10 protein-coding genes are annotated in these 11,996 nt (G+C 44.0%); 6 read left to right on the top strand and 4 right to left on the bottom strand.

Annotated features, from left to right (window positions below; all coding sequences use genetic code 11):
• The first annotated feature begins 198 nt into the window (after window positions 1-198).
• Together PWYN_RS23510 and cysI are read left to right on the top strand one after the other, a co-directional pair.
• Window positions 199-2,055, top strand: coding sequence for an assimilatory sulfite reductase (NADPH) flavoprotein subunit (locus PWYN_RS23510; RefSeq protein WP_036659121.1), 1,857 nt, complete (start codon window positions 199-201; stop codon window positions 2,053-2,055).
• A gap of 43 nt (window positions 2,056-2,098) precedes the next feature.
• Window positions 2,099-3,823, top strand: a complete 1,725-nt coding sequence (cysI, locus tag PWYN_RS23505; RefSeq protein ID WP_036656921.1) for an assimilatory sulfite reductase (NADPH) hemoprotein subunit — start codon at window positions 2,099-2,101, stop codon at window positions 3,821-3,823.
• Window positions 3,824-4,062: 239 nt separating this feature from the next.
• Here the strand turns inward: cysI and PWYN_RS23500 are convergent, their stop codons facing one another.
• The gene (locus PWYN_RS23500; protein WP_036656918.1) at window positions 4,063-4,824 is read right to left on the bottom strand and encodes a hypothetical protein; all 762 of its coding nucleotides are present in this window, start codon (window positions 4,822-4,824) and stop codon (window positions 4,063-4,065) included.
• 160 nt (window positions 4,825-4,984) lie between these two features.
• On the opposite strand from PWYN_RS23500, the gene PWYN_RS23495 reads away from it, so the two are divergent.
• Together PWYN_RS23495 and PWYN_RS23490 are read left to right on the top strand one after the other, a co-directional pair.
• Window positions 4,985-5,695, top strand: coding sequence for a response regulator transcription factor (locus tag PWYN_RS23495; protein ID WP_036656915.1), 711 nt, complete (start codon window positions 4,985-4,987; stop codon window positions 5,693-5,695).
• 1 nt (window position 5,696) lies between these two features.
• On the top strand, window positions 5,697-7,076 hold the full coding sequence (locus PWYN_RS23490) for a sensor histidine kinase (protein ID WP_036656912.1): 1,380 nt from the start codon (window positions 5,697-5,699) through the stop codon (window positions 7,074-7,076).
• Between the two features lie 90 nt (window positions 7,077-7,166).
• Here PWYN_RS23490 and PWYN_RS23485 read toward each other — a convergent pair whose 3' ends face one another.
• Genes PWYN_RS23485 through PWYN_RS23475 form a run of 3 tightly spaced genes read right to left on the bottom strand, consistent with a single transcriptional unit; the run spans window position 7,167 to window position 10,526 of the window.
• Window positions 7,167-8,246, bottom strand: coding sequence for a mannose-1-phosphate guanylyltransferase (locus PWYN_RS23485; protein WP_036656909.1), 1,080 nt, complete (start codon window positions 8,244-8,246; stop codon window positions 7,167-7,169).
• A complete protein-coding gene (locus tag PWYN_RS23480) occupies window positions 8,239-9,345 on the bottom strand; it encodes a hypothetical protein (protein WP_036656906.1) in 1,107 nt (368 codons plus the stop codon). Before PWYN_RS23480 ends, PWYN_RS23485 begins: the two co-directional genes overlap by 8 nt.
• Window positions 9,345-10,526: a glycosyltransferase family 4 protein gene (locus PWYN_RS23475; RefSeq protein ID WP_036656903.1), complete on the bottom strand. Its 1,182-nt coding sequence runs from the start codon at window positions 10,524-10,526 to the stop codon at window positions 9,345-9,347. Before PWYN_RS23475 ends, PWYN_RS23480 begins: the two co-directional genes overlap by 1 nt.
• 210 nt (window positions 10,527-10,736) lie before the next feature.
• Between PWYN_RS23475 and PWYN_RS23470 the strand changes: the two genes are divergently transcribed.
• Window positions 10,737-11,021, top strand: a complete 285-nt coding sequence (locus PWYN_RS23470) for a helix-turn-helix domain-containing protein (RefSeq protein WP_052088334.1) — start codon at window positions 10,737-10,739, stop codon at window positions 11,019-11,021.
• Window positions 11,002-11,943: a DUF1861 family protein gene (locus PWYN_RS23465; protein ID WP_036656900.1), complete on the top strand. Its 942-nt coding sequence runs from the start codon at window positions 11,002-11,004 to the stop codon at window positions 11,941-11,943. Before PWYN_RS23470 ends, PWYN_RS23465 begins: the two co-directional genes overlap by 20 nt.
• Window positions 11,944-11,996 lie beyond the last annotated feature (53 nt).

Below are 11,996 nucleotides of genomic sequence, written 5' to 3'. Positions count from 1 at the left end.
TCAGGGTGATTTACTCTGATTTAGACTGCTTTTTCTTATTTTGCACATATTATTACCTAAGTATCCAATTTATAGGAAGTATATCTGCGTTGATGGATTTCCTTAATTATGTTAGCCTGAATCCATGGCAGTTTAGTATGGTTTACAAGAGGAAGCACTAATGTATATAGATTTCAGGATTAGGAGAGATGGATATTGTTGCAACTTCAAGTAACGAACAGTCCCTTTAATGAGAGCCAAGTCGAACTTCTCAATCGGCTTCTACCATCCTTAACGGAAACACAAAAGATATGGCTTAGCGGGTATATTTCAGCTCTTCAATCCGCTGCAGTGACACCGAATGGTACTGAGCCACAGTCTATTACAGCAGCAGTTGCAAATACGGATGTTATTTCAGCAGTAGGAGCATCCGCGGTTTCCCGTGAAGTTACCGTGCTTTTTGGTTCTCAAACCGGTAATTCTCAGAGACTTGCCGGAAGCTTGTCCCGGAAGTTGGAAGAGCAGGGTTATCAGGTAACTCTGGCTTCCATGAATACATTTAGACCCAACGGGCTGAAAAAGGTCGAGAATCTGCTTCTATTGGTCAGTACCCATGGAGAAGGAGAGCCGCCGGATAATGCCCGTTCCTTCTACGAGTTTATCTATAGCAAAAGAGCGCCGCAATTAGACAACCTGCGGTTTTCTGTACTGGCTTTGGGAGATACCTCTTATGAGTTCTTCTGCCAAACGGGAAAAGATTTTGATCAACGTCTGGAAGAGCTCGGCGGTAAACGGCTTACTCCTCGTGTAGACTGTGACTTGGATTATGACGATCAAGTAGCAGAGTGGTTTGAGAGTGTATTAAGTTCTCTAAACGGACAGTCCAATGCTCATGCTCTTGCCGCCGAGGTAGTTAAAGCTTCTGAAGCTGCGGAGTCTGAGGGGTCGGACTATTCACGTAATAATCCCTTTAGGGCTGAGGTTCTTGAGAATCTAAATCTTAATGGTCGTGGTTCAGACCGTGAAACCCGTCATCTTGAGCTTTCTCTTGAGGGCTCTAATCTGCAATTCGAACCCGGTGATTCATTAGGAGTGTATCCGGAGAATCACCCAGAGCTGGTAGATGCAATTATAGGGGCAATGGGCTGGAATTCCGGAGAGACCGTTCCTTTTAACAAAAAAGGTGAAGAAGGTACACTGCGCGAGGCTTTACTCTATCACTACGATATTACTGTCCTGACCAAACCTCTTTTGGAGCAAGCGGTTCAGTTCTCTTCCGTTAGCGGGTTGGGTGAACTTCTGTCACCGGGCCGGCAACAGGACCTTAAAGATTATATCCAAGGACGTGATCTCTTGGATTTAGTACAGGATTTTGGACCTTGGCAAGCTCCGGCACGCAGCTTTGTTACCATTTTGCGTAAGCTGCCCGCCCGTCTATACTCTATTGCAAGCAGCTGGAAGGCTAATCCGGATGAAGTGCATTTCACAGTAAGAGCTGTGCGCTACCAGGCTCATGGTCGAGATCGTTACGGTGTTTGCTCGGTTCATTGTGCGGAACGTGTGCAGCCGGGCGGAACTTTACCGATTTATATCCAGCACAATCCTAATTTCAAGCTTCCTGCTAATTCGGATGTTCCGATTATTATGATAGGCCCTGGAACCGGAGTAGCTCCGTTCAGATCTTTCTTGGAAGAGAGAGAAGAACTGGGTGCGCAAGGTAAATCCTGGTTAATCTACGGGGATCGGCATTTTGTAACGGATTTTTTATATCAAACCGACTGGCAGAGAATGCTTAATGACGGCGTACTCACGAAGCTGGATGTCGCGTTTTCCAGAGATACAGAAGAGAAGGTTTATGTACAGCACCGCATCATGGAGAAAAGCCGTGAAATCTATGAATGGCTTAAAGAAGGTGCCCATATCTATATCTGCGGTGACGAAAAGCATATGGCGCATGATGTTCATTCCGCCCTTATCACAGTTATTCAACAAGAAGGCGGTATAAGCCCGGAAGAAGCGGCAGCCTATCTTGAAGATATGCAGCAGCAGGGGCGTTACCAGCGCGATGTTTATTAATTACCTAGGAGTAAGTGAATGATAGCGGGAGGAGATAGCAACAATGGCAAACAATGAAGTAGTTAAGCCGATTGGCGGGCCGCCAAGTGATGTTGAGCATATTAAGATAGAGAGCAATTACTTGCGGGGTGCGTTAGTTGAAACCTTGAGAAACCCTATTACCGGGGGCCTGCCGGAAGATGATAACCGGTTGTTGAAATTTCACGGGAGCTATATGCAGGATGACAGAGATTTGCGTACTGAACGCGATCGTCAAAAGCTGGAGCCTGCTTACCAGTTCATGCTCCGTGTAGTCATACCGGGCGGTGTAATGACATCGGCACAGTGGCTAGTCATGGATGATCTGGCCCATAAATATGGAAACGGTACGCTTCGGATTACTACCAGACAAGCTTTTCAAATGCATGGTGTGCTGAAGTGGAACTTGAAAAAGACGATCCGATCCATTAACGATACTCTAATGACAACACTAGCCGCTTGCGGCGATGTTAACCGTAATGTGATGAGTAACCCTAATCCGTATCAATCAGAGGTTCATGCCGAGGTCTATGAATGGGCTCGTAAAGTTAGCGATCACTTATCGCCACGAACACCTGCTTATCATGAGATTTGGCTGGATGGGGAAAAGGTAGTGGACAGCTTGGCAGACGGGGCAGAGGTGGAGCCTATCTACGGTCCCGTGTATTTGCCGCGTAAATTCAAAATTGGTATGGCGGTCCCTCCTTCCAATGATGTAGATGTTTTTTCTCAGGATCTAGGATTTATCGCTATTATCGAAGAGGGAAAACTTGTAGGTTTTAACGTTTCGGTTGGCGGCGGTATGGGAATGACTCATGGAGATACCAGCACTTACCCGCAATTGGGACGTGTAATCGGGTTCTGTCGCCCTGAGCAGCTACTCGATGTGTCCGAGAAGACGGTTACTATTCAACGGGATTACGGCAATCGTTCTGTCCGCAAAAATGCGCGGTTCAAGTATACCATTGACCGTCATGGCATTGAATGGTTCGTAAGTGAACTGCATGAAAGATTGGGATGGCAGTTGGAAGCAGCACGTGCCTACCATTTTGATCATAACGGTGAACGCTATGGCTGGGTGAAAGGTACCAACGGCAAATGGAATCTGTCGCTTTATATTCAAAGCGGACGAATTCATGACGAGGACAACAATGCATTGATGACAGGATTGCGGGAAATTGCCAAGATTCATACCGGTGATTTCCGCCTTACCCCGAACCAGAATTTGATTATTGCCAACGTATCCAGTACTAAAAAGGGTAAAATCACTGAATTGGCTAAGCAATATGGACTCACGGACGGTGCACATCATTCCGCACTGCGGAGAAGTGCCTTGTCCTGTGTGGCCTTCCCTACCTGCGGATTGGCCATGGCTGAAGCGGAGCGTTATTTGCCCTCGTTGCTGGATAAGCTGGAGGTGATCTTGGATAAGGCTGGCCTTCGGGATGAGGAAATTAATATCCGTATGACAGGCTGCCCGAACAGCTGTGCCAGACCAGCGCTTGGTGAAATTTCGTTTATTGGTAAATCTCTTGGCAGATACAATATGTATCTAGGTGCAGGCTTTGCCGGTGACAGATTGAACAAGATCTATAAGGAAAATGTAGATGAGACCGAAATCTTGGAGATACTTGAGCCTATCATTCATCAATATGCTGCTGAACGCAATAACGGCGAGCATTTCGGCGACTTCGTCATTCGTGCTGGATATGTGAAGGCTGTTACCAACGGTCTGAATTTTCATGACTGAATGGTAGAGCAACAAACATTTCCGAACATTATAGACTGTACCAAATGATGCACATCAATGCTGTAAAAGCTAAAAAAACAAGCCAGTCTCCGCGTTATAGGAGACTGGCTTGTTTTGTTTTTGAATGGTTCCGCTGAAAGTAGCGGAGAGGACGGAACGATTGTGGAAAAGCGGTAGCGGTCGCCCGAAAGTTTTCCAAAGAAGAACTAGCTTCGAAAGCATAAGCTGTCTCCGGATTTTCACCGATAAGGGGAATAAAAAAAATCTGGAGAGCACAGCGGTTGGAGCAACGGTCCGTTCGCGGAGCGTCCGCATCGAGTGTCCAACTCAATCCTACTGGATTTAGGGGCAGCCCCTTCGAATCGCTTATTGAAGTGCTTCCCACTTAGCAATTTGCTGTTTGTATTGCTCCAACAGCTTGGTAAGTGATAGTTGGATAGCGGTTGCATCCTTGATTCATTAACTTGGTTTAACTCAATCTGAGCACTGAAAAAGGCGCTATTGGCAACATCATCCTTTGTAGTTGCTGCATATACGGCAATATTTTTAGGGCCAGCTTCATTAAGTGTCATAACTACATCGGCAGGTGTACCCCTTACTGCACCCACTGCGATTGGAGCTTCACCCAGATAATTTTCCTCAGTCAACTTAGCTTCAATGAATTCTATCTCAAGCAGACCTTCCTTAACAACATCTACACTAGGAACTGCTTTAACAGCGATGCCTTCTTCACCGAAGTCCACTGCCTGAGGGATAAGCTCAGTGTATTTGGCTAAAGTTGTTTTCCAATCCAATACCGTGTCAGGTGCATACTTTTTGGCTGCATCCAGCGGGTCGATCATTGAGAACATAGGAACTGCTATAGCTTTCGTAGATGAAACGGTCAGGCTTTCTTGAGAGTCTTGGGGAACATCTGAGGCATTTGCAATCAGCGAGCCCGTAACAGCAGACACCAATAAGGCAGACAGCACAGCACTTTTGAACATGATTTTGCGATTCATAATTAACACTCCTCGTTCGTTTGGTTTGTCTTACTTGCTTAACTTTATAGTTCAACGATGGCAGAACGATGGTTGAAGTGTGGAAAAACAATGGCATTCATCTCTACCTCAGGTTCCGTTAGTATAATGAAATATGAATGTAATTCGGGGGGCTAAGGTATTGGATAACTTTTTCATTGCTGTTGTGGATGATGATATACATATACGGAATCTAGTGGAGGCCTATCTGCAGAAAGAAAACTATCGCACCATCGGACTAGAGAACGCCGAGGATGCGTGGGAGTTATGGAGATCAGATCCGCCGGACATGTGGGTGCTGGATTTAATGCTGCCTGGTATGGATGGCTACGAGCTGTGCAGGCGTATTCGAAAGGAAGCCGAAGTGCCTATTATAATGATTTCTGCCCGGGATAATGAAGTCGATAAAATATTGGGATTGGAGCTGGGGAGTGATGATTATCTGGTCAAGCCCTTTAGCCCTCGAGAACTGGTAGCCCGTATTAAGCGCCAGCTGCAGCGGTGGTATCGCTTGAAAGGGTCTGAGGAGGCAATTCTAAATTCAGATGTCAAGCTGCAAATTCATCTAGGCCGACTTCAGCTTATGCTGACTGAGAGGCGCGTTTTTTGGTCAGGGGAAGAAACGGATTTAACACTCAAAGAATTTGATCTGTTAAAATCTCTGGCTGAGAATCCCAATCGTGCTTTTACAAGAGACGAGCTATTGACTAGGGTTTGGGGAGATGATTATTACGGAAGTGATCGAGCTGTAGACCATCTAATTAAACGGATTCGTAAAAAAATAGACGGATTGCCCATCGAAGCTGTGTGGGGTCACGGCTATCGCTTAAGAACCGACGGAGAGGAATCATAATATGAAGCTAGTTCATCAGATAAATCTGGCCTTCGCCAGCGTACTCCTAGTTGTGCTCACGGGTTCAGCCGTAATCATCCATTATGTATTACTTGATCATTTCATGGGTGCCAAGGCAGAGGAGATGCAGTCTATTGGATCAGTAATGACGGCCAGTCTGAATAGGGAAGCAGTAAAAGGTACGACAGCAGAAGGAGTGATAGCACTTACTCCTGTCTCCATAGTGGCTCCTGCCAAGGGGGTAGAAGCCATTATTACCGATAAAACAGGGAATGTTCTGTCAAGTTCGGTTGCAGCTAGTCCAAATGTGATTGCCTCAGAGATTTCAGAATGGGCTCAGGCGGAATATTCCAGGCCCTTGTCTACTGACCTAACCAATCTATGGGAAGGGAAAGATAACCGTTTTATTGTTGCTGTAAATCCTATTTCCCAAGGCATGTTGACACTCATTTCACCCGTCAGCAGAATTAAAGAAATTGAACAAGAGCTGCTAAAACAGCTACTAATGGTGATATGTCTGGGTGGAGCCATGATGTTCCTGCTGAGCTTGTTGATTACAAGAAAACTGATTAAGCCTTTGATGTCCTTAAAAGAAGAATTAAAAAAGGTGAAAACCCGACATTATTCAGAGGTTCAACTGATTCCTGCAGGAGGGGAAATTGGCACAGTTGCCGAAGCCGTGTATGATCTCGCACGGGACATGGACAAATATAGTCATGTACAGAAGCAGTTTTTTCAGAATGCTTCTCATGAGCTTAAGACACCGTTGATGTCCATTTCCGGTTACGCTGAAGGTATACGGGACGGTATATTTGAGGGGGAGAGTGTCCATAAAGGCTTGGATATTATCCTTAGTGAAAGCGGCAGGCTGAAGAACATCATTACCGAAATGACCTTGCTAGCCAAGCTGGATAGTGAAGAGGACATATTTCGCCCTGTGGAGGTGTGCATCCAGGATATATTGACAGAAAGCATCGAACGAGTGAATCCGTTATTAGTTAAGAAAGGATTGGAGCTGCAAATTGAATATAGTGCAGGGGAATCTCAACAGTTAATGATAAGAGCCGATCAAGATAAATTACTGCAAGCACTGCTAAATGTTGTAGTGAACGCAACAAGATATGCGAAGAAGCAGATTTGCATTCAAGCAGGGAAGAACAATGATCGTATTGAAATTATCATTACTGACGACGGTACGGGAATACCAGAGGATGTGTTTCCGTATTTATTTCATCGTTTTGTAAAAGGGAAGGATGGAGACACTGGCCTAGGACTGGCCATTTCCCGGGCGATTGTGGAACGGTGCGGAGGGCTGATTACTGCAGGGAACAGCAGCCGAGGAGGGGCAGTTATTTCTTTTAGCTTTCCATCTATTTTGTGATATGGATCAACGAAACCGCGAGAATCTAAACAAAAAAGCAATAGCACAGGGATCACTCCCCAACTATTGCTTTTTATAAAATGCTGAACCTTAGATATATTCCTTCATTCCTTTTTCTTTCAATATATCGACGATGTCTTTGACGGCCTGCGCATTGTCCTTAGGACAGATTAGAAGCGCATCCTCGGTATCTGCAATGATAAATCCGTCAACGCCAATGGTTGTAATAAGTCTGCCGTTGCCATAAATAATAGAATTGCGGGTATCAATGCCGATGTGATTGGCTTTAATAATGTTGCCCGACTCATCCGGAGGGAATATCGCACCAAGAGCATCCCAGCTTCCGATATCATTCCAGCCGAACTGGCCGGAGAGAACAACAACTTCATCAGAGCGTTCAAGAATACCATAATCAATCGATATGCTCTGAAGTGTCGGATAGATCTGATTGATTACAGCATCTTCCTGATCCGTACCTAGAGCATCACTGATGGGAAGCATCGTCTTATACAGCCGGGGAAGATATCTTTTGAAATTATCAATAATAACTGATGTTTTCCAAATGAAGATACCGCTATTCCATAAATAATTGCCGGATGCCAGATAACCTTGTGCTTTCTTGAAGGTTGGTTTTTCTACAAATTCAGCTACATCGTATATCGCAACAGGATGTATAGAAATAGGATCCTTATCATAGGCAATATAACCGTAGCCAGTTGATGGGAAAATTGGCGTAATACCAATGGTCACTATTTTATCTCTTTCCATCGCTACTGTGCATGCTTCATCTAGTGTAAGACGGAATTGTTCTTCATCTGTTATATGATGATCCGAAGGCAACACAACCATTAAAGAATCGCCGTGGGTTTTCTCTATACTAAAGGCAGCGAAAAGTATACTTGCAGCCGTATTGCGTGCAACAGGCTCAATGAGAATATTGTTCTTCGATACACTGCTATGCATAATACTTTCCAGCAGCACAGCCTGAGTACGATTCGTTACAATTACTGTATTTTCTTGAGGGATAATCCCTTTGAAACGCTCAATCGTATCATTTAACATTATATCGTTACCGCTTATATTGAGGAGCTGCTTAGGAACCTCTTGTCTGGAGAGAGGCCAGAAGCGGGTCCCGCCGCCGCCTGCTAGGATCGTCGCGAATTTATTCATGATGCATCACCAGATGGGCGATAGAGTAAGAAATGATACTCTCCGAGCCTTGATTCAGGTTCAATCCAGTACTGTGGATACCGTCATAACATGCCCCGGTTTGCGGATCAATGAGAGACATTTTTAAAGAGTTATGACCTAAATACCATTCATAGCACAGGGCTGCTTGTTTAAGATAAGTCGTGTCTTGAAGGATAACAGCTGCTTCTTTGCATGCGAGAAGCATTTCACAAGCCTCAATAGGCTGTTCATCGTAGGGAGCAGCTTCTCCACCCCGCAGCAGCCACCCATGGCTGCCAATCGGCTTATAATAGCCTTCATCAGAGAAGGTCTTAGAGGTCAGGAAATCCAGACTTTCTTTAGCGGTATCCTTCAAATTGACGTTGCCGGAAATACGGAATGCTTTTAGAAGGGCCCAAGGAAGCATCGAGTTCCCGTAAGTAAGGCTGTCTTCGAACCAATTCCAATCGCTCCCTTTATTAAGGGTATATTGATTATGAAGACGAACCGCTACAGTTTCAATCAGATCCATGATGAATTCTCTTGGCAGAAACGCCTTTTCTTCCGCGGTGCTTGGTGTGTGGGGATAGGGAAAGGCATAGGTCAAAGCATTAGGTGTTTCGATCAGGTAACTTAGACCGATCAGTGCATAAGCTCCTGCACGCGGTGAACCCAAAGCTTCGATATGCGGTAAAGCTTGATTGATCATGTAACGGCAAGTGTTCAATAGATTATCGGGTAAGGAGGAGGAATAGGAGAGGGCAAAACCAAGCGCCCACAGCGTTCGTCCTTGACAATCCTCAGAGCCGCTATCCTCGATAAAGGATCGGTTGTAATCCATGAAATTTCTAAAGTTTCCATCTGAATTTTGAGCATGGTGAATAAAGGATATATAGGTGTGAATCAGATCCAGTGTCTCTGAATCCTTATTGCTGCTGTACATCAGTACGGCAGCTATTAATGCGCGTGCGTTATCGTCTGTCGTATAACCCTTTGAGCGATCAGGCACACCAAACTTGGTGTGCTGGAAGATCCCTGTATCATCCGTAATTCTGCGCATGTAATCATTTTTGAACTTTACTATCGTTGGTACTACCATTAAACCACACTCCTATTAGCTAATTCCGAGATCGAGATTTTCTCTTGAAACATTACAGCATAAGTTTTGGCGATCTCGCTCCATAACATTGTTTTTCCAAGCTCGAGTGTACGGCGTTCCATTTCGATTACTAAATCAGGGCTATCCAGCAATTGAAGGATACAGGTCTCCAAGGACGCAGAATCGCGGAAATTAGCGAGCAAACCTCTTCCTTCAGCCAGCATTTCTTCTGCGTATCGGTAAGGTGTGGAAACAATGACTCGGCCATAACCTACTCCGTAGGCCAAAGTACCGCTCACAGCTTGATCTTTACCCAAATAAGGAGTCATATAGATGTCGGACATAACAAGAGATTGAATCACTTCTTCCTGAGTCAATAGCTTGTCGACGAATATAACGTTATGCTCTAAATTGAATTCTTTAACAAGATCCATCAGCTTCTGTCTATAGACCTCGCCTGTTTCTTGTTTGACGACTGGATGTGTTTTACCCCAAATGATATATAGGCAATCGGGATGCTGCTGGACCACTCCGCGCATGGCTTCTATGCTATATTCGATTCCTTTACCCGGGCTCAAAAAGCCAAAGGTGGATAAGATTTTTCGGTTGGCAAAGCCGTATTGTTCTTTTAATTTAGACCTGGATTCTGTTTTGACATAGGGTACTCCATGGTGGATAAATGAGATCTTTTTAGCCTCAATACCATAGATAGAAATAAGATCATTGACCGTGGACTGGGCCATCGTGACGACTTTAACGCTTAGTTCAGCCAATCGTGTAATAATTTGCTGCTGTTTCAATGAAGGTTTTGTTAATACGGTATGAAAAATAACGATGAATGGAATTTTGAGTTTTTCGGCAAACGGAATCAAATATTCTCCGCTTTCACCGCCATAAATACCGAATTCATGTTGAATAACGAGAAGATCCACATCCGATTTATTAAGGAAATCAGCTGTATCTATATAATCGGATAGCTTGTGCTGGTCTATTTCTCTAAATACTTGATCTCCGTATTGGTAAGTTTCTTTATTGTTAATGGCAATGATACGAGGTTTATTAAACCCACGCATATGTTCAAACTGATCTAATAAATCTTGTGTGAATGTAGCAATACCGCATTCTCTCGGGAGACTGGTGCTCATAAAAACGATATTTCGATTGCTGATTGGACTTTTCATTAAGAGCCTCCATTTTGTGTTTGGAATTTTTGGAAACAAAAAAAGAAAATAAAGAGTACTTTATTTCCTTGAGAAAGTGGGTATAAAATTTTCTGAAAATACAAGTATTACAAGTTTTTTCCTGCCCTTACTATAACATGACCATTTTTTCTTGTCAATTTTATTGACTCTCTGTCATTCCCAATATATATTGTTGTAGGAGGTGTATGTATGCCGGTCATACGCAGTAAACTGAGTGAGGTCATGATAAAACACGACCCTAAATTATCTATTCGCAAGCTTGCAAAAGATGTGAATTACCATTTCGATTCCGTTCGCAGGATGTATAAGGATGAAATGGTCCAGTACCCTCGGGATCTTCTGCTAAAGCTTTGTCTATATTTCAATGTTCAGCCCGGAGAGCTTATTCGGATAGAAGAAACTACAGAAGATGTTGATACGCAAATTGATACGAATCACCCTAAGGAGCATGGATATGAAAAGGAAAAAGACTAAGACAAGAACCTGTACCCAGCTTCTAGACACATTTTATGCGAATCTCCGTACAACACGGGTGGAGAAGCTAGCCTTCTCCGGTGTCGGCAATCGAGACGTATATAATATTACGGCCCCTTTCCGATATAATGGTGAGGAAGTCATCATGGGAAGAGTTGAGGAACGAGATAGTGAGTTCTCTCAAGTCTTCTTTTTTACATGCGAGAATGAAGTTTGGAGTCCCCGGGCTCATACACATACTTATAATTTGCAGGATCCATTCTATACCATAATCAACGGTGAATTAATTGTTGGTGGAGTTGAAATAATCACGGATCCAGATTACCCGGAGAAAATCGTATCATGGGTCACTCAATTTTATCGTGGATTCGATATCGATTCATTATGCCATTTCTCTTCCGGACCCGGTACCATGAAGGATATACGCCTGATTGAGCTGACAGATGGCAGGGTGGGGGTATTTACAAGACCGCAAGGTATTAGAGGTGGAAGAGGGAAAATAGGATTCACGATTATTCCTTCGCTTGATGAGCTCAATGAGCAAACCTTTTTAGATGCGGAGGTTTTCCAAGATCAATTTATTCCTTCAGAGTGGGGAGGCGCAAACGAAGCGCATCTATTGAAAAATGGCCATGTGGGTGTGTTGGGTCATATTGCCTGCTTTGATAAATTAGATAACAAGCATTACTATTCTATAGTGTTCTCCCTAAATCCTGAGACAAAGGAGACCTCACCTATAAAAATTATTGCAGCTAGAAGTGACTTTCCCATTGGTCCCGGCAAACGTCCCGACCTAAAGGATGTTATTTTCAGTGGTGGACTTATACGCTTTGGGGATGGTCGAGCGATTCTATCTGTGGGAGTTAGTGATGCAGAGGCTTATCATATTGAAATTCCGGATCCATTTGATGAATATGAATAAACGTAAGAGGTGATTTGACTAGATTCTATGGTCATGTTATAATGAAATTTGAC

The sequence above is a fragment of the Paenibacillus wynnii genome (assembly GCF_000757885.1).
Lineage (GTDB): Bacteria > Bacillota > Bacilli > Paenibacillales > Paenibacillaceae > Paenibacillus_AQ > Paenibacillus_AQ wynnii.
This window is presented reverse-complemented; position numbering and strand designations above follow the sequence as displayed.

Coding starts and splice junctions, on each gene's coding strand:
- cysI (WP_036656921.1), top strand. CDS start 2,099: ATGGCAAACAATGAAGTAGTTAAGCCGATTGGCGGGCCGCCAAGTGAT.
- PWYN_RS23500 (WP_036656918.1), bottom strand. CDS start 4,824: ATGAATCGCAAAATCATGTTCAAAAGTGCTGTGCTGTCTGCCTTATTG.
- PWYN_RS23490 (WP_036656912.1), top strand. CDS start 5,697: ATGAAGCTAGTTCATCAGATAAATCTGGCCTTCGCCAGCGTACTCCTA.
- PWYN_RS23485 (WP_036656909.1), bottom strand. CDS start 8,246: ATGAATAAATTCGCGACGATCCTAGCAGGCGGCGGCGGGACCCGCTTC.
- PWYN_RS23480 (WP_036656906.1), bottom strand. CDS start 9,345: ATGGTAGTACCAACGATAGTAAAGTTCAAAAATGATTACATGCGCAGA.
- PWYN_RS23475 (WP_036656903.1), bottom strand. CDS start 10,526: ATGAAAAGTCCAATCAGCAATCGAAATATCGTTTTTATGAGCACCAGT.
- PWYN_RS23470 (WP_052088334.1), top strand. CDS start 10,737: ATGCCGGTCATACGCAGTAAACTGAGTGAGGTCATGATAAAACACGAC.
- PWYN_RS23465 (WP_036656900.1), top strand. CDS start 11,002: ATGAAAAGGAAAAAGACTAAGACAAGAACCTGTACCCAGCTTCTAGAC.